At 70.0% G+C, this 26277-nt stretch carries 22 protein-coding genes; 10 read left to right on the plus strand and 12 right to left on the minus strand.

Going from position 1 to position 26277, the window contains the following annotated elements; genetic code table 11:
* Nucleotides 1–211: 211 nt before the first annotated feature.
* The 3 genes from ACIP94_RS27375 to ACIP94_RS27385 form a co-directional block, all read right to left on the minus strand.
* Entirely contained in the window at nt 212–907 is a 696-nt protein-coding gene (locus ACIP94_RS27375; protein WP_402431029.1) for a glycerophosphodiester phosphodiesterase, read from the minus strand.
* A gap of 290 nt (nt 908–1197) precedes the next feature.
* The gene (locus ACIP94_RS27380; RefSeq protein ID WP_402431032.1) at nt 1198–2085 is read right to left on the minus strand and encodes a squalene/phytoene synthase family protein; all 888 of its coding nucleotides are present in this window, start codon (nt 2083–2085) and stop codon (nt 1198–1200) included.
* A 126-nt stretch (nt 2086–2211) separates the two neighbouring features.
* The gene (locus ACIP94_RS27385) at nt 2212–3993 is read right to left on the minus strand and encodes a serine hydrolase (protein ID WP_402431035.1); all 1782 of its coding nucleotides are present in this window, start codon (nt 3991–3993) and stop codon (nt 2212–2214) included.
* A gap of 397 nt (nt 3994–4390) precedes the next feature.
* On the opposite strand from ACIP94_RS27385, the gene ACIP94_RS27390 reads away from it, so the two are divergent.
* Together ACIP94_RS27390 and ACIP94_RS27395 are read left to right on the plus strand one after the other, a co-directional pair.
* Complete coding sequence (locus ACIP94_RS27390; RefSeq protein WP_402431038.1) at nt 4391–5110, plus strand: DUF6461 domain-containing protein; 720 nt, start codon at nt 4391–4393, stop codon at nt 5108–5110.
* A gap of 494 nt (nt 5111–5604) precedes the next feature.
* Nucleotides 5605–7026: a protein kinase gene (locus tag ACIP94_RS27395; protein WP_402431364.1), complete on the plus strand. Its 1422-nt coding sequence runs from the start codon at nt 5605–5607 to the stop codon at nt 7024–7026.
* Nucleotides 7027–7435: 409 nt separating this feature from the next.
* On the opposite strand, the gene ACIP94_RS27400 is transcribed toward ACIP94_RS27395, so the two are convergent.
* Both ACIP94_RS27400 and ACIP94_RS27405 read right to left on the minus strand, forming a co-directional pair.
* Nucleotides 7436–9637 (minus strand): putative Ig domain-containing protein, encoded by a 2202-nt coding sequence (locus ACIP94_RS27400; RefSeq protein WP_402431041.1) that lies wholly within the window; start codon nt 9635–9637, stop codon nt 7436–7438.
* A gap of 710 nt (nt 9638–10347) precedes the next feature.
* Nucleotides 10348–11163, minus strand: coding sequence for a class I SAM-dependent methyltransferase (locus ACIP94_RS27405; RefSeq protein WP_402431367.1), 816 nt, complete (start codon nt 11161–11163; stop codon nt 10348–10350).
* A 200-nt stretch (nt 11164–11363) separates the two neighbouring features.
* Between ACIP94_RS27405 and ACIP94_RS27410 the strand changes: the two genes are divergently transcribed.
* Nucleotides 11364–12032 carry a hypothetical protein gene (locus ACIP94_RS27410; protein ID WP_402431044.1) on the plus strand — a complete coding sequence of 223 codons (669 nt, stop codon included), beginning with the start codon at nt 11364–11366 and terminating at the stop codon, nt 12030–12032.
* Nucleotides 12033–12361: 329 nt separating this feature from the next.
* On the opposite strand, the gene ACIP94_RS27415 is transcribed toward ACIP94_RS27410, so the two are convergent.
* Entirely contained in the window at nt 12362–13024 is a 663-nt protein-coding gene (locus ACIP94_RS27415) for a response regulator (protein ID WP_402431047.1), read from the minus strand.
* A complete protein-coding gene (locus tag ACIP94_RS27420) occupies nt 13021–14196 on the minus strand; it encodes a sensor histidine kinase (protein ID WP_402431050.1) in 1176 nt (391 codons plus the stop codon). The genes ACIP94_RS27415 and ACIP94_RS27420 overlap by 4 nt, the downstream gene beginning before the upstream one ends.
* 208 nt (nt 14197–14404) lie before the next feature.
* On the opposite strand from ACIP94_RS27420, the gene ACIP94_RS27425 reads away from it, so the two are divergent.
* From ACIP94_RS27425 to ACIP94_RS27455, 7 genes are all read left to right on the plus strand, one after another.
* Nucleotides 14405–15325 (plus strand): ATP-binding cassette domain-containing protein, encoded by a 921-nt coding sequence (locus ACIP94_RS27425; protein WP_402431053.1) that lies wholly within the window; start codon nt 14405–14407, stop codon nt 15323–15325.
* Nucleotides 15322–16146, plus strand: a complete 825-nt coding sequence (locus tag ACIP94_RS27430) for an ABC transporter permease (RefSeq protein WP_402431056.1) — start codon at nt 15322–15324, stop codon at nt 16144–16146. Before ACIP94_RS27425 ends, ACIP94_RS27430 begins: the two co-directional genes overlap by 4 nt.
* Before the next feature lie 313 nt (nt 16147–16459).
* Complete coding sequence (locus tag ACIP94_RS27435; RefSeq protein ID WP_402431059.1) at nt 16460–17392, plus strand: ATP-binding cassette domain-containing protein; 933 nt, start codon at nt 16460–16462, stop codon at nt 17390–17392.
* Complete coding sequence (locus ACIP94_RS27440; protein ID WP_402431062.1) at nt 17389–18240, plus strand: ABC transporter permease; 852 nt, start codon at nt 17389–17391, stop codon at nt 18238–18240. The genes ACIP94_RS27435 and ACIP94_RS27440 overlap by 4 nt, the downstream gene beginning before the upstream one ends.
* A gap of 52 nt (nt 18241–18292) precedes the next feature.
* Nucleotides 18293–19576 carry a histidine kinase gene (locus tag ACIP94_RS27445; protein ID WP_402431370.1) on the plus strand — a complete coding sequence of 428 codons (1284 nt, stop codon included), beginning with the start codon at nt 18293–18295 and terminating at the stop codon, nt 19574–19576.
* Entirely contained in the window at nt 19573–20241 is a 669-nt protein-coding gene (locus ACIP94_RS27450) for a response regulator (protein WP_402431065.1), read from the plus strand. The genes ACIP94_RS27445 and ACIP94_RS27450 overlap by 4 nt, the downstream gene beginning before the upstream one ends.
* A 232-nt stretch (nt 20242–20473) precedes the next feature.
* Nucleotides 20474–21109 (plus strand): AAA family ATPase, encoded by a 636-nt coding sequence (locus ACIP94_RS27455; RefSeq protein ID WP_402431068.1) that lies wholly within the window; start codon nt 20474–20476, stop codon nt 21107–21109.
* 478 nt (nt 21110–21587) lie between these two features.
* Here ACIP94_RS27455 and ACIP94_RS27460 read toward each other — a convergent pair whose 3' ends face one another.
* The 5 genes from ACIP94_RS27460 to ACIP94_RS27480 all read right to left on the minus strand — a co-directional run bounded on the left by ACIP94_RS27460 (nt 21588) and on the right by ACIP94_RS27480 (nt 26152).
* Nucleotides 21588–22814: a cytochrome P450 gene (locus ACIP94_RS27460; protein ID WP_402431071.1), complete on the minus strand. Its 1227-nt coding sequence runs from the start codon at nt 22812–22814 to the stop codon at nt 21588–21590.
* 59 nt (nt 22815–22873) lie between these two features.
* On the minus strand, nt 22874–24274 hold the full coding sequence (locus ACIP94_RS27465; protein WP_402431074.1) for an NAD(P)/FAD-dependent oxidoreductase: 1401 nt from the start codon (nt 24272–24274) through the stop codon (nt 22874–22876).
* Nucleotides 24275–24278: 4 nt separating this feature from the next.
* The gene (locus tag ACIP94_RS27470) at nt 24279–24485 is read right to left on the minus strand and encodes a ferredoxin (RefSeq protein ID WP_402431077.1); all 207 of its coding nucleotides are present in this window, start codon (nt 24483–24485) and stop codon (nt 24279–24281) included.
* Between the two features lie 734 nt (nt 24486–25219).
* Nucleotides 25220–25357, minus strand: coding sequence for a hypothetical protein (locus ACIP94_RS27475; protein WP_402431080.1), 138 nt, complete (start codon nt 25355–25357; stop codon nt 25220–25222).
* Nucleotides 25358–25372: 15 nt separating this feature from the next.
* Complete coding sequence (locus ACIP94_RS27480; RefSeq protein WP_402431083.1) at nt 25373–26152, minus strand: D-Ala-D-Ala carboxypeptidase family metallohydrolase; 780 nt, start codon at nt 26150–26152, stop codon at nt 25373–25375.
* Nucleotides 26153–26277 lie beyond the last annotated feature (125 nt).

Here is a 26277-nt window from a genome sequence, read left to right on the forward strand (position 1 = left end):
TGAGTGACTCCCCCGCTCAGGGCGTGAGGGAGTCTCAGGAATGCATCCGATCGGTCTATGACGTCAAGCCGGGACTGGTTGTGGGGTGGGGAAGGCGGTGTTCTCGTCGTAGTTCTGGCGTGTGATGAGGCAGTGGTGATGATCTTCGCGTCGTCGTATTCGGCGAATCTCTCGGCGTATGCGGCGGCGAGGTCGGTCCGGGCCTTTGAGGTCAGGCCGTGGCCTCGACCAGCCGCTTCATGCCGGGCTGGTCGGTCACACAGCCCACGAGGCCGAGCGTCCGGGCCAGCGCCAGGTCGCGCTCGTCGTTGACGGTCCAGGCCATGACGTCGATGCCGGCGGCGCCGCACTTCTCCACGATGGCCCGGTTCAGCTGGCGCAGCTCCACGCTGACCAGGGTGGAGCCGACCTTCTGAGCGCGGCCGACGAAGGTGCCGCGGTGCGCGCTGGGGCCTGCCACCAGCACGGTGCGGGCCTCCGGCAGCAGGCTGTGGATCTCGATCAGCGCCGCGTCGTGGAACGACAGCACCGAGACCCGGTCCAGCAGGTCGCGTTCGGTGAGTACCCTGGCCAGCGACCGGGCGGCGGCCACGTCCTTGATCTCCGCCTGGATCGGCAGCGTCGGCCCGACGCTGTCCAGTACCTCCCCGAACGTGGGGATGCGCTCGCCGAGGCCGGCATCGAGCTTCTTGAGCTGCCGCAACTTCTTGTCGGCGATCGGCCCGGAGCCGTCCGTCGTACGGTCCAGGGTCTCGTCGTGCATGACGACCAACTCGCCGTCCTTGCTCAGGTGCAGGTCCAGTTCGATGCCGTCCAGCCCCTCGCGTTCGGCCCGCAGGAAGGAGCGCAGGGTGTTCTCCGGCTCGGCGGCCATGACACCGCGGTGGCCGATGGTGAAGAAAGACACTCGGTTGCCGTCCTTGGGTGTGGTGGTCCCGGGGCAGCCGCGCGAGCGCCGTACCCCCACCGGGCGGCGGGCGACCGCCCGTCGGAACACCCAAGCCTAACGGGGCCGATCCTGGCCTGCTGGATCGCCCAACAGCCGCAAGCCGCATCCTCGACACCGTTCGCGCTGCCCTGATGGGGCCGACGGGAGTCGTAGAACGGTTCGAGCCGGCCCTGTCGCGTGGCGTGGTCCGGACGGTGACGAGCGCCGGGTCTACCCCCGAGCGGATGTTCACCGGCGCCCGATACCGATCAGTATCGGTGCGCGAGAACGCGTAGCGTCCTGCCCAGCGGCGGGTTCGCGGAACCGTGCAGTACCCCGGTGCCCCGTGCCAGCACGGCGTCCGCCGTGAGCAGTTCGATCTCCACCAGCGCACCTGCGAGCCGTCGGCCGTCGGCCGGGGTCAGCGCCGGGAGCTCCTTTGCGGCCAGCAAGGCGGTGCGTGCGGTGGCGACCTGATCGGCTATCAGTTCCTCCAGGGCTGAGCCGCCGACGCCGGACACCACGCCGTCCATGGTGACGCCGAACCGTTCCATCGCGTCGACCGGGATGCCCACGCGTCCTTCCTGCACGTCCTCGGCGAGGTCGTTGACAAAGTCGAGCCGCTGACTGCCCTCGATGAAGGTCCGGCATGCGGTCCGGTACCGCAGATCGTCGCCCTCCGGCGCGAGCACTCCCGCCACGAGCATGAAGGCGGGGTACGAGTAGGCGTCCACATATGCCTGGTAGTCGGCCTCGGTGGCGAAGCCCGCGAAACGCAGTTCGGCCGTGGCGGTCGTCAGGTAGGTCTCCACGATCTCTCGCAGCCGCGGATGGACGGACACGGTGTGCACGAACGCACGAAGCAGCGAGTTGTCACTTGTTCCCGTCCGCAACGCCTCGCGCACCTGCCGCTCCCAGGACGCCCATGCCGTCTCACGCTGCGACAGGGGCCCGGTATCCAGGAGGTTGTCCCCGTGGTGCATCACGGCGGTCGCCGTCACCACGTGCGGCAGCAACGGCCGTGGCAGCAGCAGCCTGGCCGCCAGGTACGCCGTGCGCCGGAAGCGTCGCACCAGCTGTCGCTGACGGTCGTAGTCCTCACGCAACCCCGGCTCCCGGACACCAGCCGCGTCCAGGCTCTTCGTCCACCCTCGCATGAGCCGATCGTAGAGCGCGGACGCGTCACCCCCGAACAAGTGTCAGGAGAGTCCCGGATCTTCATCTCCCGGACCCTGTTGCTGCTCGCTGAGGACAGCCACCGCGCCACGCCGGCGTTGTTGAGGTCAGCGACTGGTGAGGGTGAAGCCTTCCGCGGTGAAGGCACGCGGCGTGCGGTCACCGTCGAGCAGGAGCCCGGCGCCGTCGTGCACCCGCACGTGCGCCACGTTGACCCCGCGGCCGGTGTACAGGGTGTCGGTCGCGTAGTGCCAGCGCAGGCTCACTGGGGCGGTGGTGGCGGGTAGTCGGGCGGTCACCTGCCACCAGGCGCGGCTGCCGCCGGACAGCGAGGAGACCGCGCCGGACGGCGCGCCGTCGCCGGTGGCGCTGACGGGGACGGTCTGCCAAGTGCTGCCGAAGTCGGTGCTGGACTGCAGGGTGAGCAGGTCGTAGCCCGGTTCGGTGTCCACGAAGCCGGTCCAGTTCACCTGCAGCGCCCCGGAGCGCGGCGTGACCGTGGTGCTCAGCGTCGCGGTGCCGGCGTCCGGAATGCCGGAATACCAACTGCGTCCGCCGCCCGGCGCCCGGACCGCCATCGCGTTTGCCAGGCCGTCGGCGGCTTCGCGGCGGGACGGGTTGGTGGAGCCCCAGTTGCGGGTCGGGTGGACTCGGTTGCTGAACTGCAGGGCGATGGAACGTGACAGGGGGTCGATGACGATGGTCGTCCCGGTGAACCCGGTGTGGCCCATGGTCGCCGTGCTGTCGATGCGGCCCATGTACCAGCGTTGGTCCAGCTCGAAGCCGAGGCCGTGCGAGTCGCCGGGGAACCTCTGGTTGTAATTGGTCATCATCCGGGTCACCGACTCCTCGCTGAGGATGCGGTGGCCGGCGTAGATGCCGCCGTTGAGCAGGCACTGTGCGAGCACTGCCATGTCGCGCACGGTGGAGAACACGCCTGCGTGGCCGGCGACTCCGTTCATCGCCCAGGCGTTCTCGTCGTGCACTTGGCCCCAGACCAGTCCGCGCTGCGGCTCGCCCGGTCCGATCTCGTACTCCTCGGCGGTGATCCGCGGCTTGAGGGAGGCCGGCGGGTTGTACATCGTGTCGTGCATCCGCAGCGGCACGGTGATGCCGTCGCGCACCAGGACGTCGAGCGTCCGGCCGGTGACCCGCTCCAGAACCAGTTGCAGCGAGAGCATGTTGAGGTCGGAGTAGAGGTAGGTGGAGCCGGCCTCGTACTGCGGCACGGTGTCCAGGATGGCCTGGACGCGCGACGGCAGGTCCGGGTGGGCCCACAGCGCCGGGGTCGGGTCGGCGGGCAGCCCGGAGGTGTGGGTGAGCAGCATCTCGATCGTGATGTCTCCCTTTGCGTTGCTCGCGTACTCCGGCAGGTAGCTGACCACCCTGCCGTTCAGGTCCAGGCGGCCGCTCTGGATCTGCTGCATGGCCACGATCGAGGTGAACAGCTTGGAGAGCGAGGCCAGGTCGAAGATGGTGTCGGTGCGCATCTCGATGCACTGGTCGTCCGGCAACGGGGTGCCCTGCTGGTCGGCGTACCGCAGCGCGTAGCCGGCCGCGTTCTCGCCCACGACGACGCCGTCGTGGGCCAGCAGCGTGACCTGCCCGGAGTAGAGCGGGTGCCCGGTGGCGGGGTCCGGCACGGTGTAGGCGGCGACCTTGTCCAGCGCCGTCTTGATCGCGGTGGGGTCGAGTCCGACTTCCTCGGGGGTGCCGTCGCGCAGCACGGTCCTCTCCGGGGCGAAGCCGCGCTGGGGCTGGTCGAACCGCCCGGCGAGCGGCGCTTCCGGGAGCTCGTTGCGGGGGGCGGCGGCCGCTCGGGGGGCCGGAACCAGCGCTGCGGTCACAGTCAGCGGCACGGCGGCGAGGACGGCTCTGCGAGAGAGCATCAGTGCACTTCCCTTCGACTGGCGGAGGTGATTCAGCGTGTCGGATCGGCTGGACGGGCGGCTGGCGCGGGCGTGTCACGACATCGGCGGTCCGCTGTGCGGGCCGTGCCGCGCGGCGGCCAGGCCCAGCCAATCACCAGTAGAGCAGGTGCGGTTCGCGGGCGTGTCGGAAGTCGGCGCCGCTGTCCCGCAGCCGGTCGAGCGGCCCGGGCAGGTCGTCGTACTGCTTCGTGTCCGGCGCCGGCACCGTGGCTCCGGCAGCGAGCGACTCGGGCCAATCGAACGCGGCGGCGACCTCGGGGTAGCCCGGGTGCAGCCAGACCTCACCGCGCCAGGAGTCAAGCCGCCGCCGTCGGACGACGTCAAGGTGTCAGCGGTGACTGGCAGGATGCGCCGCATGACCTCAGCCACCGCAGCCGACTACGGCTGGATACGTTCCTCATCCTCGCCCTTCAGGTACGCGCTGGAGGTCGGGTACACCCTGATCCTGGTGCGGGGAGTCTCGCCTGCGGAGCTGCTCAGCATGGCGGGGGCCGAGCCACGGGGTGTGTGCGAGGGCCTCGGCGAACTGATCGAGCAGCACCAGGAGCTCATCTACGAATCCGATGACTGGGCCGAGTCCATCCTCGCGGGAGCGTGCACCGTTCGAGGCGAGGGCGGGGACTGGACCCTCGCTCTGGTGTTCGGCGCTGATCTGGGGTCGCTTCGCTTCATGGAAGCACTCTCCGCCGCGACCCGGAGCGTCTCCCATTCGAGTAACGGGGGGAAGCCCATGGACTTCTTCCACTGGTATGAGAACGGGGAGTTGCGCACTACGTTCGAGTGGCCCACGGTCAGGACCGGCAGCACTCCGGACGAGCTGAACGGCCTGATGAGGGAGGTCGGTCTCGATCCCACAGGTGAAGAGGCTCCCGATGTCGATCGCAAGGCGGCGGTGTTCGCACTGACCGAGCGCCTTACCGGCGTCCGGGTGACCGAGGAACTGCTGGCGGAGGCCGAGTATCGGACAGGCGATGTGCCCGAGGAGCCCGCAGAGGAGTGGGAGAGCATCACCATCGACCTCACGGATGCCTACGGCGAGCGGACTTACCTGCAGCTTCGACGGGATCAGCTCTGACCCACGGAGCTTCGCTGCGGTGTGCTACTCGACCCCGCCGGGCTATACCGGCGCCCGGGGCTGGTGCCGGGTCGCCGTCGACGAGCTGTCCATCACCGCACGAACAGCGACAGTGGCTACGGCGGAGGCAGCAGTTGGGAGAGCGACAGCAGCACCGGCAGTGATCGGTGGGTGGGGCGCCATTCGGAACGTGCTCCCCATGGGCGGCGGAGGTCGGCGACGACGGCCGGTTGTCCGGCTGGCAGCTTGCCTGACCTGCCGCAACGCGCCGGCCACGGGGGAAGTAGGGCCGCTTTCGTCGCTGCGCCGATTTGGTCCGGATACCTGACGCGGGCTGGGGGTACCCGCCTCGCAGCATGGCCCATGGCCGAGTCCGGTACGCGGTGACAGCAACGGAGAACCAGATGAAGGCCCCTCAACCAGCAGCCCCGCCGACGCCCGCGCCGGTTCCAGCGGATGAGCAGCGTGCCGAAGTCCTCTCCGGCCGCTACCGGTTGGGCGCGAGAATCGGAGCGGGGGGCATGGCCGACGTGTACGAGGGCGTTGACACGCGCCTTCGGCGCCCCGTGGCCGTCAAGGTATTCCGGCCCGGCCCGCAGACAGAGGACCGTCTCACCGCGGAGGCAGTCCTTCTGGCCCGCCTGCAGCACCCGGGACTGGTCACCGTCTACGACGCCGGCCGTCATGACGACCGCACCTACCTGGTCATGCAACTGATCAAGGGCCCCACGCTGCGCAGCCTTTTGGGGTGTGGAGCGCTGCCTGAGCGGCGTGTGGTGAATGTGGGCGCCGCCCTCGCGCGGGCGCTGACCTATGTCCACCGGGCCGGCGTCGTGCACCGGGACGTCAAACCGTCGAACATCCTCCTCGATGCGGCCGGCGCTCCTCACCTGGCCGATTTCGGCATCGCGCGCCTGGCCAATGCCACCCGCCACACGGCACCGGACGTGCTGATAGGCACCGCCGCCTATCTGGCACCGGAGCAGGTCGAGGGCGGGCGGATCGGGCCGGCCGCCGACGTCTACGCGCTCGGGCTGGTCCTGCTGGAGTGCTTGAAAGGCGAACTGGAGTACCAGGGCACCCCGTTGGAAGCCACAGTTGCCCGCCTCCACCGCCCACCCGAAGTCCCCACCTGGTTCCCTTCGGACCTCGCGGCCCTGCTGCGGGCCATGACCGCGCAGGACCCCGAGGCCCGCCCGGACGCCGGGCAGTGCGCGCAGGCCCTCGCCTCCCGGCACGCCGGACCTGATCCATACCCCCTGCCGCTCTCGGCGCCCTCCGAGGCGCGCCCTCCGACGCCGCCGGCCGCTCACCCCGGAGCGGAGGAGCACATACGGTCTCAGGAGGCGGCGTCCACCCGGCGCAACCTCCCCGGCGGCACTCGCCACGGCCGTCGCCTGGCAGCGGGCACGGCCCTGGCCCTCTCCGTGGCCCTGGGCGCGACTCTCGCCGTCACATCGAGCACCAGTGGAAGCGACGACCGGGCGGCAGCGACGCCCGCCCTAACCCCCTCGCACCCGCCCTCCGGTACGGCGACTGCCAAGAGCGGGCCCGGTGCCCTCCCACCCACCCGATCTCACGGCGCTCAGCCCCCCTCCAGGGCACTCGGTGCGTCCCACCCTGCGGCTGCGCCCACCGGATCTCACGCCCAGCCCGTCTCCAGGACACTCGACGCTTCTTATCCGGCGCCTGACCCGAGCTCGACCCGCAGCGCCTCAGCACCACCCGCGAGCTCGAGGCCACCCGGATCGGCGTCACCGCCGCCACGATCCGTGCCGACCGCAGCCGGGGCCGCCGGCCCGAGCCGGACGACACCAGCGGCGGCGCCAACCGCCGGCACGGCGTCCCCGTCACCAAAGCCCTCGAAGGGCGGCGCCGCCACCGGCACACCGCCCAGCCCAAGCCCGACGCATTAGAGGCCGAGGGCATTTCGGCCTCCTTGGAGGCGGAGGATCGGCCCAGCAGAGCCAACCACGCGAGGTCCGCGTGGCGACCGGGCAGGGCATCCCCACGAGCACGAGGACCGATGGTGCCGGATCGGGGCCGGGGGAGCGTCGTCCCAGACCACGGGCTGGTGCAGCCATTGTGGAGCGGTACAGGCGATGCCTCGGTACCGCGATGGCCTCATCGCGACCACCGGGGCTGGCGTGCCCGCTGATGCCCATCCAGCAGCCACGCCAGCTCCACACCACTGTGCCCACGGCCGCGCTGGTCGTGCCCCCTTGGTGCCGCAGAGGGCACCGCGGACGGTGTTGAGACGGCGGCGGTCTCGATCACTGCCGCTGCCGCGCCACACGTCCTCCGCGGGCCGGAGCCGGCGGGAGGTCAGCTGAGTGTCAGGGCGGTGTCGTCGATGACGAACGACGTCTGGAGGGACTGGTCCTCGGTGCCGGTGAAGGTGATCGTGACGGTCTGTCCGGCGAGGGAGGAGACGTCGAAGGTCTTCTGGCTGTAGGCGGTGGAGGCGTTGAGGTTGGAGTAGGTCGCCAGCGTGGTGCCGCCCGCCTTGACGGTGAGTGTGTCGTACGCGGTGGAACTCGCCGTCTCGGCGGTGTCGATGTGCAGGTAGAAGCTGAGGGTGGCCTTGCAACCGGTGGGGATCGTCACGGACTGCGAGAGGGTGTCGGTGTGCGTGGCGCCGTATCCGTCCAGCCACGCGTCCCACGTACCGCCGTGCGGGGGTTCGCCCTGTGAGCCGTACTGACCGATGACGCCGGAGCTGCCGGACCACACGGTGTTCCCGGATTCGAAGCCCGGATTGCCGAGCTTCTGGCCGGTGCCGGCGCAGGTTCCGCCGCCGGACGGGCTGACCGTCCAGGTGAAGGTGGTGGAGCCGGTGGCGCCTGTGCCGTCGGTGGCGGTGGCGGTCACGTGGTACGTGCCTGCGGTGGTGGGTGTGCCGGAGATCAGGCCGGTGCCGGAGGCGATGGCGAGGCCGGGCGGCAGGCCGGCCGCGCTGTAGGTGAGCTTCGCGGATGACGAGGAGTCGGTCGCGGTGATCTGCAGGCTTACCGCGGTGCCGACGGTGCCGCTCTGGTCGCCGGGGCTGGTGACGGTGACGGTGTTGCCGCCCGGCTGGCCGCCGCCGATCGGCAGACCGCCGGTCGGTGCGTACATCGCCACGTCGAAGGTGGCGCCGCCCGCGGCGTGGGCGATGGGGATGACGGTGACGGCGTTGCCGCCGGACAGGACGGACGTCGATATGTAGTCGCCGAACATCCGGCCCTGCGTGGTGTTCGGCAGCCAGGCCAGCGTCATGGGGCCGGCGAGCTGGGTCGGGGCCGTCCACGTGGCGCCCCCGTCGGCGGTGGAGACGTAGCCCGCGTAGAGCTGGCACGTAGCGTCCGTGCAGGCGGCGTTCGGGTAGTAGTAGTACGTCAGCCCGATGTGGGCGGTGTTGCCGGAGCTGCTGGGGTCCACGCCGATGCCGGGCACGAAATGGTCGGCGGAGCTGTTGGCCGCGTCGATCGGCACGCGGGCCGGCGCGCTCCACGAGGTGCCGTTGGTCGAGGTCGACATGATGATGTCGTTGCCGGTGCAGTTGGTGCGGAAGCGGCAGTCGGACCAGACCACGTAGACGCGGCCGGAGGCGTCGATCTCCGCGGACGGCAGGGGCCCTTCGCGCAGTGTGTCCAGCCGCGACATGTCGGCGGCGTCGTCCTCCAAGCCCGCGACCGGGTGGTGCGAGACCGTGGCGATCTGGACGCTGGAGCCCCAACTGCCGCCGCCGTCGGTGGATATGAAGGCCCGTTGGCTGTCCTCGCTGCCGGAGGAGAACGGGACGACGACGGTGCCGTCGGGCTGCACGACCGGCTGACCGCCGAGGCCGCTGGGGCTGTCGGCCGGACTCCGCTGAGTGCCCCAGCTCGCGCCGCCGTCGGTGGAGGTCTTCATGTGCTCGGCGTCCCCGGCGTTGGCGTCGTCGTATTCCGTGTAGCAGTGGCCGTAGTACGGGCTGGACGGATGGTTGTCGCAGGCCGTCCAGTTCTTGTCGTCGAAGGTTCCGGTGGAGATGATGACCGGCGCGCTCCAGGTGTGGCCGCCGTCCGTGGAACGGCTCAGGTCGACATCGACGCTGTTTCCGGAGCGGATGCCCAGCCAGGAGACCATCCAGGCGCCGTCCTTGGCGTCGTAGGCCACAGAGGCGTCGCTGGCGGCGGAGTACGGGCCGCCGGTGTTCGTGGTCGACTTCGGCAGGAAGCCGTGCGTCCAGCTCTGCCCGCTGTCGGTCGAGGTCGCCCATCCGATGTTGGACGCCCCGCCGCCGGAGATCCGGCCGACCTGGAAGGCGGCTACGACAGTGCTGCCGAAGCTGTAGGTTTCCGGCTCCACCTCGGTGGCGTGCTGGGCCTGTGAATCGGAGTACGGGTCGCTGCTGACCTGGGCGAGAGCAGGAGCATTGGCGTGGGGGGACGTTGAGGCGGCCGTGGGCGGCGAGGGGGCTGCGAAAGCGGGGGCGGCGAACGCCATGGCCGCGGCCATGGCACCGATGAGCAGGGGAATTCTCGCTCTTGCCGGTCTGGACATGCTTCTCCTCGCGGTAGGTGTGGGTGCTTGCTGCCGTCGACGCAGGACAACGGGAGACCGGTACCGCCAACGCCGCTGAACGAAGGCACCGAGATGAGCGGGAGCGCGCCAAGGGTGCACCTATGTCAGGTGGCGCCCGGAGATTCCGTGCGGCCTTCTTCCCACCGGCCGGCGGACGCCTGTCGTCTGCGGCTTGCAGCGCGGCGACGACCCTGCGGCGTCGATCCGGGGGGGGGTGGGTGCACGGCAAGTGGCGCCGTCATGCTCGGCGGTTGCTCGTCCTGATCGCGCTCCTGGTCGGCGTGGCAGGCTTCGCTCGTGCCGTCCCGCCGCTCCGAGCCGTTGCGCTGATCGAGGGCGCACTCCTGGTGGACGCGGCGATGAGGCATCTTCGGCCAGATGTGGAGCGTGACACTGAACATCCCTTCAGACAGCCGAGGGTCGCCCGGCGGTGGGGGTGAAGGACGTTCGCGCAAGGTGCACGCGTGTTCGCAACCGGGAGTCTGGACCCGTACATGACACGACGCAAGGGGTGTCCACCAAGTCCACGTCTGGCACGGCGATCTCCCAACGCCCTGCCCTTGGTCAACTCGCCCACCATGCCTTGTCAGCCACCGGACCTCATCCCAGGCGGCGCCGAGGGCGTCGACCAGCCCCACTTCACCTGCAGCCGATCACCAGCCCGCCGTTTCCCGGAACCGGGAGGCGCTCTACCGGCGCACCGCCGAGATCAGTCCGCCGGGCCGCTCCTCGCGCTGCGGCGGGGTGCTGATCGGACGGCCGTAGGCGGCAGCGCGCTCGCGCAGGGTGTGGCAGTCGGCCTCCCAGCCGTGCCCGGCCAGCCAACCCACCGGGTCGTCGGGCATCTCCGAGACCCACATGGACGCCGCCGATCCCGGCGCGGCGTCCGCGCCGAAGCGCTCGATCACGCCGCGCGAGCCCAACGTCAGCCCCATTCGACTGCCTGCCGCCGACTGCGTGCTGATCCGGGCCAGCAGTAGCTCCACCGCGTCCTCGGGTAGATAGATCAGCAGTCCTTCGGCGATCCACGCGGTCGGCACGGCCGGGTCGTGCCCTGCGGCGGCCAGCGCGCCTGGCCAGTCCTCACGCAGATCCACCGCGACGGGGATCCGCTCGCAGCGTGCGACGGCCCGCTCCCGGCGCAGCACCGAAGCCTTGAAGTCCAGTGGCGCGGCGGTGTCGACCTCGAACAGCCGGGTGCCCTCGGGCCAGTTGATCCGGAAGGCCCGGCTGTCCATGCCGGCGCCGAGCAGCACGACCTGCCGGATCCCGGACGCGGAGGCCTGCTGCAACAGGTCGTCGAGGAACTTCGTCCTGATGACGATGGAGAGCGACACGGCCAGCCGACGGCGTCGCGCGGCCTCGTCATCGGGCAGCGGCGGCGAGGAGGGCCACAGACCGCCGGCGGTGGCGAAGGCCTGTGCCAGTGGGTCGCGGAACAGCGCGTTCTCCCGCTCGGTCTCCAGCGCCCGCACCCTGGCCACCCCCACCGCCGTGGCCCACACTCCCGACGGCTGCACCCGCTCCCGCTCATCAGTCACCGCGCCAGCCTAGATGGTCGATGCCATGGGGGCCTGATGAGGGGAGCCAGGTTCATGCGTGGACATAGCCGGCCCCGCTACCGCGTCCCGCTGTGGTATCGCCACTGCCCGTGACGTCTGCCAGGGGCGGGGTTGATGTCAGAGGCATCCGGTTGGATGAGCCCATGACTGTCCATGACGTAGCCCGCCGGCTTCCCACCCCCGACGACCTGCGGGACCTGTGCCGCTCGCTTGCGATGCTCGACGCGATCCTGAGCCCGGACTGGGAAAGCCGGCACTACTCCTTCAACGCCACCTGGGCTGAGGGCGAGGAGATGGCCTCGATGCGCAACGGGTCAGGAGACGAGTACTCCATCGTGTTCTCGGCGGCCGGGATCTATATCCGAGGCTTCTGCCACGAATCGCCGATGAGCCCATACGGCCACGACGGCGAGCCCTGGCCGGGACTGATCGACGACGTTCCCGATGTCTTCAAGCCCTTCGTCGAGGAGCCGGCGTTCAGCGACGAGGACGGCGTGCCCGTCGTGACGGCCTGCTTGTGGCGGGAAGCGACGGACGATCAGTGGCGCCACGGCACGATCGATTTCCCCTTGGACCACCCCGACCCTGATGGGGCGACGGGCCTCTTCCCCCTGCTGATCGACCGCTCACCCGAAGCGTTCCAGCGCTTTGCCGAGGACTATTACGAGGTCTGTGTGGATCCGGAAGCCGTGAGGGACCTGTATGCCTTGCGGCCGCTGGACCAGGAACTCGTGTCGTCGTTGAACGTAGAGGTCACCCTGGCGGAGCTGGCCCAAGACATCTCCGAAATCGGCTATCCGCAGGCCCACTGAGCGCCGATCCGTCTGCCCACCGGCACGTTCTTTGCCGGTGGGACTTCGTACTCAACGGTCGTCGGTTCCCCGAGGAATCCAGCCCAACGTGCTTGGCCGTTACGGCTTCACCGCCTCCCGATCGGTGGACGGGCTGCGGCCCCTGCGCGACCCGGACGCCGTCAACCTCGACGATGACGACGACGGAGAGGGCTGAGCCGGCCCGAGACCGGCCAGTGCTGTTTACGGCCGCAGCGGGTGGCGCGGCGGCGGCTGCTCCTTCGGCGGCTCGTACCCGCGACGTGAGCGACAGGGTATCTCCGGCTTCACCATGCGGGCCGGTGACGCCATCAGCGAGGCAGGGTGACGAGCCCCGTCTCATAGGCGGTGATGACGAGCTGGACCCGGTCCCGGGCGCCCAGTTTGGTGAGCAGGCGTGAGACGTGTGACTTGGTGGTGGCCACCGTGATGAAGAGGTCCTCGGCGATCTCGGCGTTCGACCGGCCGCGGCCGACCAGGGTCAGCACTTCCCGTTCCCGCTCGGTGATGCCCTCGACCGACCGTGGGGAGTGCTCAGGGGCTGGTGCCGGGCGCCCGACGAAGTCCGCGATCAGACGACGCGTCACACCCGGCGCGATCAGTGCGTCGCCGGCGGCGACCACGCGGATCGCCGCGAGGATGTCGTCCAGCGCCATGTCCTTGACCACGAAGCCGCTCGCGCCGGCCCGGAGAGCGCCGTAGACATGGTCGTCCTCGTCGAAGGTGGTCAGGACGAGGACGCGTGTGGTCGCCGGACCGGCCGTGATCAGGCGGGTGGCCTCGATCCCGTCCATGCCGGGCATCCGGATGTCCATGACCACGACGTCGGGGCCGATGTCGCTCACCAGTTGGACGGCTTCGGCACCGGTGGCGGCTTCACCGACGACCTCCAGGTCGCTGTGATCGGCCATGAGCACGCGTAGACCGGACCGCACCAGCGGCTGGTCGTCGGCGAGTACCACCCGGACGGTCATCGGGTTTCCACCGGAACCGCGATGGGTGCGGGCAGCGGCAGCCGGGCCGCCACCCGGAAGCCGCCCTCGGGGCGCGGTCCGGCGCTGAGGTGGCCGCCCAGCAGGCCAGCCCGCTCCCGCATCCCGATGATGCCGAAGCCGTGCGCCGAGCTGTTGTCGGCGGCGCCGCGCCCGTCGTCGACGACCTCCACGGACAGCTCCTCGTCTCCGTAGTCGACGGCCACCCGGCAACGCCCGGTGCCCGCGTGACGGACCACGTTGGCCAGCGCCTCCTGCACGATGCGGTAGGCAGACAGGTCGATGTCGGCCGGCACAGGACGCTGCTTCCCGCTGCGGCGTACGTCGACGCGTACTCCTGCGCCCGCGGTCGCTGCCGCCAGCCGTTCGACGTCCGCCAGCCCCGGCGACGGTGCGAGCGGTGACCGCTCCGAGGCGGTGTCGCCCCGGTCGGCCTGACGGAGCGACACCAGCGTGCGCCGAAGGCCCGATAAGGTCTCTCTGCTGGTGGCCTCGATGGCGCGCAGGGCCTCGCGCGCCTGTGCCGGCTGTGTCTGGATGACCCGGCCGCCCACACCGGCCTGAATGGCGATGATGCCGATGCTGTGCGCGACCATGTCGTGCAACTCCCGTGCGATCCGCAGCCGTTCGGCGGTCACCGCCTCGGCCACCTCCTGCGCACGAAGCGCCACCGCGTGCGCACGGCGCTCGCGACTCAGCAGACCGGCCATGCAGGATGCGGCCAACGCCAGGAGGGCGATCACCTCGTTGACGGCCAGGCCGTCCCCGTGGGCGAAGACGCCGATCACCAGCACCTGCGCAGCGAAGGTCACGGCCACGGCGACAATCGAAGCGCGCCGTACACAGGTGGCGACGATGAAACCCAGCACGAGGTCGACCGCCAGATACGACAGGAACTGGCCCTGGTACGACGCCGCCCGGCCCTCATGGCCGGAACTCGGAGGGCCCACCACCACAGCAGTTGAGCCGAAGAGTGCCATGGCCAGAGCCGGCAACGGCATCCGTCGCACCACGTCGGCGAGCAGGCTCACAGCCAGCAGTGCCCCGACACCGTGGACCGTGCCCGACGCCCGCGGCGCGCCCCCAACCAGCAGCCCCACCACGAGGAGGTAACAGACACCCCCCGCCCAGGCCACGGCCTTGGTTCTCGTCATCGGCGGCATTGCCTTCCGGAAACAACACCGTGCGGCGTGACGCGTGCGGGCAGCGGCGTGATCGTCATGGGGTTCACGCGGCGAGACTAACCGGCCACCGCCCGCGCGGCATCAGCCCGGGGACGTACGCCGACGGGCCAATGCGGCCGCACGAATGCAGCCCACGGCCCCATGTCCGGACGGAGGCCAACTCGGCAGTGTGGATGGCATGATCGAAGTCAGCGAACTCACCAAACGCTACGGCAGCAAGACGGCCGTCGACCATCTGTCCTTCACCGTGCGGCCGGGCCAGGTCACCGGATTTCTCGGCCCCAACGGTGCCGGCAAGTCCACCACCCTGCGGATGATCCTCGGCCTGGACGCGCCCACCACCGGCGCCGCCACCGTCAGCGGCGTCCCCTTCCACCGCCACCCGCGCGGACTGCGGCACGTCGGCGCCCTCCTCGACGCCGGACAGATCCACGGCGGACGCAGCGCCGCGGCTCACCTGTCCGCTCTGGCCCGCAGCAACGGCATCCCGCGGCGCCGGGTGGACGAGGTGCTTCAGGAGGTGGGGCTGGCCGAGGTGGCGAACCGCCGCACCGGCGGATTCTCCCTCGGTATGAAGCAGCGCCTCGGCATCGCCACCGCCCTGCTCGGCGACCCGCCCGTGCTCATCTTCGACGAGCCGATCAACGGCATGGACCCGGAGGGCGTGCTCTGGGTACGCCGGCTCTTTTGGCGCCTGGCCGCCGAGGGGCGCACGGTCTTCCTCTCCAGCCACCTGATGTCGGAGATGGAGAACACCGCCGACCAGCTGGTCGTCATCGGCCGGGGCCGCCTCATCGCCGCCGAGCCGCTACGGGAGTTCGCGGCCCGCAGCACTCGTAGCAGTGTGGTGGTGGAGACACCGCAGGCCGGCGAGCTGGCGGCGGTGCTGACTGCGGCGGGCGCCTTGGTCGAGCCGGAGGACTCGGCGGGTGCCGAGAAGCTCGCCGTGACCGGGCTCCCGGCGGACCGGATCGGAGCACTCGCCTTCGAGAACCGCATCCGGCTGGACGAGCTGACCACCCGCACCGCCTCGCTGGAGGCGGCCTTCATGGAACTGACCGCCGACAGCGTCGAATACCCGGCAGGACAGCCCCGATGACCACACTTGCCTCCGCCTCCCCTGCCACCCTCGTCGCCGTACCGCCCGCCCGCTTCCGCGACCTGCTCGCCTCCGAGTGGATCAAGATGCGGTCCCTGCGTTCCACCCCGTGGACGATCGGGCTCACCGCCCTGTTCGTCCTCGGCTCCGCCGCCGTGGCCACGCTCGCGGACAAGGCCGCGGGCTCCGGCCCCGCTGATTTTCTGCCCTTCGACGCTTACCCGGCGGCCGGCTACTGGACGCTGATGCTCGTCGCCGGCAGCATGGGCGCGCTCACCGTCGTGAGCGAGTACAGCAGCGGGCTGATCCGTACCACGACCGTGGCTGTCCCGGCCCGCGGCTCGGTCGTGCTGGCCAAGGCGGCCGTCACCGCCGCGCTGTGGACCGCGGTCGGCACGGCCGTCTCCACCGGTTCCTTCCTGGTCTCCCAGGCCATCCTGGACGGTCATCATGCCGGCGTTCCCATCACCCACCCCGGGGTGTTCCGGGCGCTGTTGGCATCCGCGTTGCTGGCTCCGGTCTGTGCCCTGGTCGGTCTGGGCCTCGGCGTTCTGCTCCGGCATGCCGCCGGGACCATGGTCACCAGCGTCTTCACCCTGCTGATGCTGCCCACCATGTTCTCGGAGAGCAACCGCTGGTCGGCGGACGTCAAACACGCGCTGGTGTCGGCCGCCTGGAATCGCCTGGTCCAAACCTGGGAGCCGGATCCCGGGTCCCTGGGCTACACCGCCACGGTCCCCGGCTCCTGGATCGTGTACACGCTCTGGCCGCTGATCACGGTCGCCCTCGCCATTCTCGTCGTGAGGCGCCGCGACGTGTGAGTGTGTCTCGAGGGGCGGCGTCCCGGTAGCTCACTGCAGCCTTGTGACGGTCTCTCATGAGCGAACACGTCCTGCGCCGCCGTCGCCTCGCGGCCGGTCGGCACGCATCGGCCTCGCTCGTGTCGGCGCTCTGCCCCCGGCCTCCCCATGGCCTGCTCCCGTCACCGAGCAGCGCCGGGACCGTAGTACCCCGGTACTACGGTCCCGGCGCGGTTCGGCCCCCGGTACCACCGGATCCGGGGGATCGCGGGCCTAGCGTTGCGGTGGAGGCGTCAGGCGTGCCGGACGCCGTGGTCCGAGAGAGAGAACGCGAATGATCGAGGCACAGCAGCTCACCAAGAGGTACGGGGAGAAGACAGCCGTCGACGGGCTGGACTTCACCGTGAAACCGGGCACGGTGACCGGCTTCCTGGGGCCGAACGGGGCGGGGAAGTCCACGACGATGCGCATGATCGTCGGGCTCGATGCGCCGACGAGTGGTTCTGTCACGGTGAACGGCCATGTTTACGCCCGCCACCAAGCGCCGTTGCAGGAGGTCGGGGCGCTCCTGGAGGCGAAGTCGATCCACCCGGGCCGTTCGGCCTACAACCACCTCCGGGCGCTCGCCCTGACCCACGGTATCCCGCGCCGCCGGGTCGACGAGGTCATCGAACTCGCGGGTCTCGGCAGTGTCGCGAAGAAGCGGGCCGGTGCCTTCTCGCTCGGTATGGGGCAGCGGCTCGGCATAGCGGCCGCGCTGCTGGGCGATCCGCAGACGGTGATGCTGGATGAGCCCGTGAACGGACTGGACCCCGAGGGTGTGCTCTGGATTCGCAATCTGCTGACGTCGCTCGCTGCCGAGGGCCGGACGGTGTTCGTCTCTTCGCACCTGATGAGCGAGGTGGCGTTGGTGGCGGATCACCTGATCATCGTCGGCCGGGGGCGGCTGCTGGCCGACACGACCGTCCAGGCCCTGGTCGCCGAGGTGGGCGGCGACACCGTGAAGGTCGCGACGCAGGACCCCGCCCGATTGCGGGACGTACTGGCCGGGCCGGGCGTGGAGGTCACCGGCCGTGTCGGCTCGGAGGAGCTGCAGGTGACCGGGATGTCCGCCCGCGAGATCGGGCTGAAGGCGGCCGAGCACGGAATCCCGCTGTTCGAGCTGACCACGAAGGCGGTGTCGCTGGAGGAGGCATTCATGGAACTGACCAGGGACGCCGTGGAGTACCACGGCTCCACGACCGGCACCTCCGGGAGCGCGGCATGAGCACCGTCACGGCAACACCTGAGACCCCCGACTCCGCCGCGGTGGCTCCGGCCCGCCCCGTCTACCGGGTGACCGGACGACGCGTGCTGGCCTCGGAGTGGGCCAAGCTCTGGTCCCTGCGTTCCACTTGGATCACCCTCGGCCTGGGCCTGCTCTTCCTCGTGGCCTTCGGCGTCATCGCCGCGAGCCACTACAAGTCCAATCTCGACTCCGGCCGGCACATGGACCGCGACTTCGCCTCCGCCACGGCAGTGAGCCTGTCCCTCTTCGGCACGAACTTCGCCCAGCTCGCACTCGGCGTACTCGGTGTGCTGGTCACGGCGGGCGAGTACTCCACGGGCATGATCCGCTCGACCCTGGCCGCGGTACCGCGCCGGCTCCCCGTGCTGTGGTCCAAGGCGGCTGTGTACGGACTGGTCGCCCTGGTCATCGCCACTGTCGGCGCGTTCGTCGCCTTCCTCATCGGCAGCCAGATCGTCTCCGGTACGCCTGCCGCCATGGGCCTCGGTCACGCCGGTGTCGTACGCAGCCTGCTGGGCGCCGGGCTCTACCTCGGCCTGGTCGGTGTGATCGGCACCGCCCTCGGGGCGCTGCTACGGTCCGTGGCCGGCGGCATCTCGGTCCTGGTCGCCGCCCTCATGCTGGTGCCCGGGCTGGTCTCCCTGCTGCCCACCTCGTGGCAGGGCGACATCGACCCCTACCTGCCGAGCCACGCGGGCGAGTCGATCTTCGCGCTGACCCACGACTCCAGCACGCTGTCGCCCACCGCCGGGCTCCTGGTCTTCCTCGGCTGGACGGCCGTGGCGCTGGCCGGGGCGGCGTACCGGCTGCTGCGCAGCGACGTCTGAGCACCTGTGCCCGCATGACGGGCCGGACCCGCATCATTGACTGGTGAACTCCGTGACCATCGATGACCCCAGCGGGATGGGGCCGCTGGTCGCCCGGCTCGGCCGGGCCGGCCAGCGGCTCCGGCACGCCGACCGGGCCCGGCCGTGGGTGCTGGACACCGCGGTGGTGGTGCTGGTCTTCCTGCTGTTCTGCCTGCCGGACCTGCTGCACGGGGGCGGCGGGGACGGCGACGGCCCGCGCCGCTTCCGCCTGGCGTTCACCCGGCTGCCCGCAGCCGGCATGCTGGCCCTGCAGGCCGGGCTGGTGCTGCCGCTGCTCTGGCGGCGGCGGGCGCCCGCGGTGGCCTTCGGCGCGGTCACGGCCGTGTTCGTTCTGCAGTGGTCCCTCGGCGCCGCACTCCGTGCGGACGTCGCCCTCTTCGTCGCCCTGTACAGCCTGGCCCTGCACGGGCGGCTTCGGCAGCTGCCCTGGGCCTGTGCGGCCATGGCGGGCGCGCTGGGCCTGGTCGCGGCACGGGTATCGGCGGTGGTGTCGATCTGGGACGCGCTCTTCTTTCTCCTCAGCACGGCGACCGCGGCCCTCGCACTCGGCCTGATGATCCGCATCCGGCGGGCTCAGCTGGCCGGGCTGCGGGACCGTGCGGCCCGGCTGGAGATCGAACGCGACCAGCGCGGCAGGCTCGCCGTCGCGGCGGAACGGGCACGGGTGGCCCGCGAGATGCACGACATCGTCGGCCACAACCTGTCCGTCATGATCACGCTGGCCGACGCGGGTGCCTATGCCACGGCCGTCGCGCCGCAACGGGGCAGGGAGGCTCTGCTCCTCATCGGCGACACGGGCCGCCAGGCCCTGAGCGAACTGCGGCGCGTACTCGGCGTGCTGCGCGAGGCGGACGGCCCGGATACCGAGCCCGAGCTGAGCCCGCAGCCCGGGCTCGCAGACATCGACGCGCTGTGCGAGGGGGTGCGCGCCGCCGGCCTGGAGGTGATCTACCGTACGGCCGGTGACGTCGACGCCCTCGATGAGGGGGTACAGCTGACCGTCTACCGCATCGTGCAGGAGGCCCTGACGAACACCCTGAAGCACGCGGGCGCCGGCGCCCGTGCGAAGCTGGCGATCGTCGTGGCGGACACGCGGCTGACCATCACCGTCCAGGACTCCGGGCCGCCCGCCCCGATCGGTCGGCGCGGACCGACGAACGAGGAAGGACACGGCCTGGTGGGCATGCGCGAAAGAGCAGCTCTCTACGGCGGACACGTCAGCGCGGGTCCCGCGGGCCCGGGATGGGCGGTGCGCGCCGCACTCGACCTCGCTCCCCAGGGTGGTGCCCGGTGACCACCGTGCTCGTCGTGGACGACCAGCCGCTTCAGCGGTACGGCTTTCGCATGCTTCTGGACTCCGTGCCCGAGACCGAGGTGGTCGGGGAGGCGGCACACGGAGCCGAAGCCGTGCGCAAGGCCGCCGAACTCCGCCCGGATGTCGTCCTCATGGACGTACGCATGCCAGGCATGGACGGCATCGAGGCCACGCGCCGTATCGTCGCCGCCGGCGACCGCTCCCGTGTCCTGGTCCTGACCACCTTCGACCTCGACGAGTACGTCCACGCGGCCCTGCGCGCCGGGGCCAGCGGCTTCCTCCTCAAGGACGCCCGTCCCGAGGAACTCCTCGCCGGCATTCGTGCCGTAGCCGTCGGCGACGCGGTGATCGCTCCCGCACTCACCCGCCGCCTGCTGCACGAGTTCGCCCGTCTCGTACCCTCCCGCGCCGACGGCTCCGCCGAGGATCCGAGACTGAGTTCCCTCACCGACCGCGAACGCGAGATCCTCGTCGCCATCGGCAAGGGCTGGACCAACGGCGAGATCGCCACCCGTTTCGTGCTGTCGGAGTCCACGGTGAAGACCCATGTCGGCCGCGTCCTGTCCAAGATCGGCGCCCGCGACCGCATCCAGGCGGTGATCTTCGCCTACGACCACGGCCTGGCCCGGCCCCAGTCAGGCTGAGCCGACGAGTCCAGCCGCGGTACGACAGTGCGGGGAAGAGGTCCGTCGCACGGGACGAGATCACGTCTCCAGACGGTAGCCATGACCTCTCGAGCCATTTCGGGCCCCTCGGGGGCCTTGCGGCTTCCGTACTGGACCATCCGAATGATTGATCGGCGCCATAGGGTGAACGACGGGATTGCGTGCTCCCAGCCGGCGGCCGGCAGTCGCTCGCGACCATACGTTGAGTCCTGTGTCGCTGAGCTACGCCTTTGTGAACCTGAAACCCGGAGTGGGAAAGACGACCAGCGCGGTCTGGTTGGCCCACGCACTTCACGAGTCGGGTATCCCACCGCTGCTGGTCGACAGTGACCCCGCCTCCTCCGCGCTGCACTGGAGTGAACTGGCAGGTGGCTTTCCGTTTCCTGTGGTCGCTCTTCCGGTGGGCGACGTGCACCGGCGCGTGAACGACTTCCTGGGCGACCGGCAGGCCGTCGTATTCGACGCTCCGCAGTTGGAGGACCAGGCGCACATCGCCCGGAGCATCATGAGGTACGCAAGTGAGTGGATCTTGCCGGTCGCTCCAGCTCCCATCGAGTTGGATCGCATGGCGCCCATCGGCGGTGAGATGGGCGACGTTCAGTCCTTGCGCATCCAGCCGGCCCGCGCCGCCGTTCTGCTGAACCGGACGAATCGTGCCGACGCTACGCGTACCGGTCCCGACGCCGACGCCCGCGAAGCTCTCACTGAGCGGGGATTCGACGTGTTGTCCACCCACATTCCGCGGCTCGACCTGTACGCCCAGTCATTCGGCAGCCCGGTCAAGGCGAAGGGCTCGGCGTACATGGACCTCGCAGAGGAACTCATCAAGCGACAGGACAAGGCATGAATCAGCGCAAGGACACCTACCGAGCCGCATTGCAGCGCGGACCGGATGCCGCCGTACCGCGTCCTGTCAAGGTCACTGAGCTGTACACCCGATACGTCCGGGTGACCATCGAGCTCGACACCGGCTTGCCGCGCGACCTCATGCGATGGGTGGGGTCCTCGGTGTCCGCGGTGGGTCGGGCCGGCGCCGCCGCACTGCGCCCCCTGAGGAGTGTGCCGGAAGCGATGGGGCGCGGTCGCGCGTGAACCGGCCTCCGCTCGCCCGGTGGCCTCACCGCGCCGGCTGATCTCGCTGGATGGCGGAGTCCCGGAGCAATGCGTCCTGTTGACAGCGCGTCACAGCGTCACGGCGAGCCGGTCCCCTGGGCAGTCGCGCGCAGGATGCCGCTGCCCAGACGATCAGCGGCTTCGGTGTCCCGCGTCTCGCTCTCGTCCATCGCACCGCACCCTCCCGATTCCGCGTGCTTCCCGCGAGCCGGTCAGTCGCGGATTCCGTCGATGTCGATGAGGAGGTGGCGTGGGCCGCGGAAGATCTGGTTGCGGCGGTACGGCGGCGGGTCCTCGACGAGCCGGGGGTTCTGCACGCGGCGGAGGAACTCGCTGAGCGCGATCTGGACCTCCAGCCGCGCGAGCGGCGCGCCGAAGCAGTAGTGGATGCTCTGGCTGAAGCCGACGTGCTGATTGTCGGGGCGCTCGAGGTCCGGCTCGTCGGGGTTTTCGAACCGCTCAGGGTCGCGGTTCGCCGAGCCGTACGCGAGGAAGATCGGCGCGCCCTTCGGGATGGTTGTGCCCGCGACGTCGATGTCCTCGAGCGCTGCCCGGGTGTGCCAGATCTGGACCGACGACTCCAGGCGCAGGAACTCCTCGACCCCGGGCACGATCAGCTCGGGCCGGTCGCGCAGCCGCTCGTACACCTGGGGGTGCCGCAGCATGGTGAGTACGCTGTGGGAGATCAGGTTGACCGAGGTCTCGTGCCCGGCGAAGAGCAGCAGCATCGCATTCTTGACCAGCGCCTCCTGGGACATGCGCCCCTCGGGGCCGTCGTCGTGGACCATCCCCGAGAGCATGCCCGGGCCGGGCTGCTCGGCGTACCGGTCGAGCAGGTCGGCCATGAACTGCCTGAGCGCGGCCACCTCACCGACAGCCCTCTCCGCCCGGCGCCGCTGCTCCGGGTCGCTCGCCTCCGGGCCGAAGTCGACCCCGTCCAGGGCGTTCTCGATCCAGTCGTGGAAGCGCGGTATGGACTGAAGCGGTATGCCCAGGACCTTGCAGATGATGGTCACGGGCAGCGGGAAGGCGAACTCGTCGACGAGGTCGATCCGGGCCTTGCCCTTCATCCTGTCCAGCAGCTCGGCGGTGAGGCGGCGGATCTCGGGCTCGAAGTCGGCGACCATGTGGGGGCACTCCGGGGGGCCGAAGTGCCGCATCATCCGGCGGCGGTCCAGATCGTGCTCGGGCGGGTCCTGAGCGATGATCATCCCCTCGAAAGGGTTGTTGGGGAGCCGGTACTCCGCGGGGCGCTTCCGCGGATCCGAGGTGACCTGGAGGTGGTGCAGCAACCGGACGACCTCGCGATACGTGCTGACGACGTACGAGCCGTCCGGCTGCCGTGCCACCGGGGTCTTGCGCAGCTCTTCGTAGAACGGATACGGATGGGCGCGGTTGGCGTAGCGGAGGGCCTGCTGCCAGGGGGTTTCCTCGACCATGATGATGCTCTTCTTCCCTGTTGCGCGGTCCGGTTGGACGCTTGGTCGCGAAGGGCGCCTCAGCGTCGGGGCCGGAACTCGGCCCTGCGCTCGCTCGGGTCGTGGCCGGTCAGGACGACGTCGGGCATCGACGTCGGGGCGCCCGGCTCCGGGAACTCGGCCGGGATCGGCTTCATGTCCTCGGGCCGGTCCCAGCCCGGCGGCGGGGGCGGGAACGGACCCGATTCCTCGATCAGCCGCGCGTAGTACTCCAGCCACTTGCCGTGATCGAAGCTGACGGCGGCGACGACGCGGCCCCGACGGCCGTAGGCGGCGGCGAAGCGGCGCTCCTTGACCGACCCCTGCGTGAAGACGATCTCGTCGCCGAAGGACGGTACGCCGACGGACTTGATGTTGACGCCGAACTGGCCGGACCAGAAGCTGGGCAGCAACAGATGCGGGCGATAGCGGGGTTCGAGGTTCACCATGTTGTGCGCCGCGGCCTCGGCGCCGAGGACGGCATTGTCCCAGTGCTCCATCGCGAGGAACTGGTACTCGTACAGCACGTGTGGCGCGCGCGCCACATCTCCCGCCACATAGACGCTGTCGGTCACCACGCCGTTGATGTCGAAGGCGCGCCCGCCGGCATCGCAGCCGACGCCCCAGAAGCCGGCCGCCAGCCCGGAGCCCTCCAGCCATTCCACATTGCGGATGGACCCCAGCGAGGCCACCACCACGTCGGCCTCGACGGTGGTCCCGTCCGAGAACCGAGCACGCCGCACGTGCCCGCTCTCGTCGCCCTCCAGCGACGACACGCCCACCCCGCAGTGCAGGTCCACCCCATGGTCGCGCTGCATCTCCGCGGCGATCTCGCCGATCACGCCGCCAAGGGCGCCGACCAGCGGCGCCGAGCCCCGCTCGGCGACGGTCACCGGGAGATCGAGTTCCCAGCAGACGGAGGCCATCTCCGAACCGATGAACCCGGCACCGATGATCAGGACCCGCGTCGGCCGCGCGGCCAGCGCCTGCTGCAGCCGCGCCGCGTCATCACGCGAACGCAGTGTGTACACGCCCTCAAGGGCGGCTTCGGCCGGGTTCGGCCACTGCCGCGCGCGAGTGCCCGTGGCGATCAGCAGCCGGTCGTACGGGACCTGCTCGCCGTCCGCCAGGCGCACGTGCCTGGTGGCCCGGTCCAACCCGGTGGCGGCCACCCCCAGCCGCCAGTCCGCGTCCACCTCCCGCAGGCGGGGCAGCTTGGTGTGGTCGGCCGGCACCCAGCCCTTGAGCACCTGCTTGGACAGCGGGGGACGGTCGTAGGGCTCGTACGGCTCTTCCCCGATGATGGTCAAAGGTCCACTGAACCCCTCCTCACGCAGGGCTTCGGCGGCCCGCAGTCCCGCCAGGGAGGCGCCGACGATGACGATTCGGCCGTGGGCCCTGAAGTCGCGCACCAACTCTGCGACCGTTGCCGACACGGTCATGAGGTCACCCTCCGCTCCGCATTAGGCGGTCGATCATGATCGCTTGCACCGGGCAGGCGGCAGCGGCCCGCTCAACCTGCAGGCGCTGCGCATCATCGGGATTCGGCTCGTAGGTAAGCGTCTCCGCCCCACTCAATCGGAAGACCTCGTGTGCCAGAAACACGCACTGCGCGTATCCCTGGCACCGGTTCAGGTCCACGACGATCCGCATGGCAGGCTCCTTCCGTCCTGTCTCGCGCCCCACAGCGACCATCGACGCGGTCATGCCTCTCCGAGACGGTCTACGGGCCTCCCGCCAGATGGGCCCAGCCGGACAGCCCAGCCGTCGCCTCAGCCGAGCCACCGACTGACCGCTCATAGGTTCGATCTTGTGCGCCCCCGCGATCTCTTCGCGGGGGACGCTTGCTGCCGGAGGGCGTCACGGCTCGAAGATCGCGGTCAATGTGGAATGGCCTGAGCAACAAGGCGGCCAAGACCATCACGTCACAAAGAGAATTATTCGCCCCATATTTCATGACCACAAACCCGCTACCAGGGGAATATGCTCGCTCCACCTGTTTCATCCCGCGGTGGGCGGCGTTCGGGACGGTGCGGCGACCATGGCTCATGGCCTGCCGGGAACGGTGGGCCGCATGCACACCCAGCGGCGGACGTCACCCGGTGGGCTCCGAGGTCAGGCGGGCTGGGGCGGTGTGCACTGAACGGAAAGGACACGGGGAACCGAGTCGTGACGGGCGGGCCCACCCCGTGCCGAACAGCCGGCTTCTGGGGCCGTGGTCTGCCCCGGCCACCAGAGTTCGCCGGCCGCACCAGAACACCAAGGTCCGGTCCGGCGAATCCCTGCCTCCACGTGCCCACGCAGCTCGGCTCCCTCCGGGAGAACCGACCTCGCAGCCTTCGGGCCGCGAGGTCGGCGGTTGCGCTGAGCCGACTTGAGGTGCCGTTTCAGTCGTTGTCGTTGTACAGGGCCGAGGGCCGGGTGACGCAGCCGATCGGCAGGAATCCCCAGCGGAGGTTGGTGTCGCGGACCACTGCGAACTGCCCGCCCGGGTCGGTGCGGACGTACAGGTCGTCGGCGCACACGGTCTCGCCGACCGATCACATGGTGCCGCTTTCCCACCACCACGAGCCGGAGCCGTAGGAGGGATACTGGACGCGGCTGTCCACGTGCTGCCAGGAATGGGTGTAGGCCTCGAGGCCGGAGAATCCGCAGGTCTCAGCGATCTTGTACACCTGAAGGGTGGTGTGCCCGGAGACCACGATGTCCGCGGCGACACCGTAGACGTGCATGCTGTTGGACGCACCGCCCACCGAGGCGTTGTAGGAGACGCTGCGGAAGCCCGAGTTGATCGTGATCGCGCTGTCGCCGGCCTTCTTGCGCACGGCCTCGAGCTTGTACATCAGCCGACGCACGTTCTCCTTGACCTCGGTGGAACTCACCTTTCCGCCGCTGAAGCCGGAGCCGTCGTGGGAGGAGAACTCGCTCCAGTCGAAGTGCGCGGTCGAACCGTCGCCGTTCTCAAGGCTGTTGAGCACACTCTGGGTCTGCGGGCCGACGACGCCGTCCGCCGAGAGGCCGTACGCGGACTGGAAACGCCTGACCGCGTTGTACGTGGCCGGGCCGAAGTCTCCGTCCCAGGCAACGTAGGTCTGCTGGGCGCTGGATGCGGCCCAGCCGCCGACGCGGATCTGCAGCTCCTTCACGTCGGAGCCGTTGGAGCCCTGCTGAAGGGTGCGGGTCCAGCCGTAGGCCGAGGCGCGGGAGGCCGACCCCAGGTTGACGGCCGCCGCCATACCGACCGCGGTCGTCAAGCCCAGCGCGCCGCGGAGCATGGTACGCCGGTCCAGGCCTCGGCCGACTCCTGCTGCAGTGTTCATGAGCCTTCTCTCTCTTCGATTCGGGGAGTCCCGGCTGTACGGGGATGTGCTGACGGTCGCAAGGGCCGAGCGGGTCAGACGACGAGTGCCTGCCAGGTGTCGGATCCGACGATGCCGTCCACGGT

It is taken from the genome of Streptomyces sp. NPDC093261 (assembly GCF_044753645.1).
Classification (GTDB): domain Bacteria; phylum Actinomycetota; class Actinomycetes; order Streptomycetales; family Streptomycetaceae; genus Streptomyces.

Bases quoted from the DNA above. Each gene is read 5' to 3' on its own strand.
- ACIP94_RS27430 (WP_402431056.1), top strand. From the start codon at position 15,322: ATGACCACACTTGCCTCCGCCTCCCCTGCCACCCTCGTCGCCGTACCG.
- ACIP94_RS27420 (WP_402431050.1), bottom strand. From the start codon at position 14,196: ATGACGAGAACCAAGGCCGTGGCCTGGGCGGGGGGTGTCTGTTACCTC.
- ACIP94_RS27425 (WP_402431053.1), top strand. From the start codon at position 14,405: ATGATCGAAGTCAGCGAACTCACCAAACGCTACGGCAGCAAGACGGCC.
- ACIP94_RS27480 (WP_402431083.1), bottom strand. From the start codon at position 26,152: ATGAACACTGCAGCAGGAGTCGGCCGAGGCCTGGACCGGCGTACCATG.
- ACIP94_RS27465 (WP_402431074.1), bottom strand. From the start codon at position 24,274: ATGACCGTGTCGGCAACGGTCGCAGAGTTGGTGCGCGACTTCAGGGCC.
- ACIP94_RS27410 (WP_402431044.1), top strand. From the start codon at position 11,364: ATGACTGTCCATGACGTAGCCCGCCGGCTTCCCACCCCCGACGACCTG.
- ACIP94_RS27380 (WP_402431032.1), bottom strand. From the start codon at position 2,085: ATGCGAGGGTGGACGAAGAGCCTGGACGCGGCTGGTGTCCGGGAGCCG.
- ACIP94_RS27390 (WP_402431038.1), top strand. From the start codon at position 4,391: ATGACCTCAGCCACCGCAGCCGACTACGGCTGGATACGTTCCTCATCC.
- ACIP94_RS27385 (WP_402431035.1), bottom strand. From the start codon at position 3,993: ATGCTCTCTCGCAGAGCCGTCCTCGCCGCCGTGCCGCTGACTGTGACC.
- ACIP94_RS27470 (WP_402431077.1), bottom strand. From the start codon at position 24,485: ATGCGGATCGTCGTGGACCTGAACCGGTGCCAGGGATACGCGCAGTGC.
- ACIP94_RS27435 (WP_402431059.1), top strand. From the start codon at position 16,460: ATGATCGAGGCACAGCAGCTCACCAAGAGGTACGGGGAGAAGACAGCC.
- ACIP94_RS27415 (WP_402431047.1), bottom strand. From the start codon at position 13,024: ATGACCGTCCGGGTGGTACTCGCCGACGACCAGCCGCTGGTGCGGTCC.
- ACIP94_RS27460 (WP_402431071.1), bottom strand. From the start codon at position 22,814: ATGGTCGAGGAAACCCCCTGGCAGCAGGCCCTCCGCTACGCCAACCGC.
- ACIP94_RS27440 (WP_402431062.1), top strand. From the start codon at position 17,389: ATGAGCACCGTCACGGCAACACCTGAGACCCCCGACTCCGCCGCGGTG.
- ACIP94_RS27400 (WP_402431041.1), bottom strand. From the start codon at position 9,637: ATGTCCAGACCGGCAAGAGCGAGAATTCCCCTGCTCATCGGTGCCATG.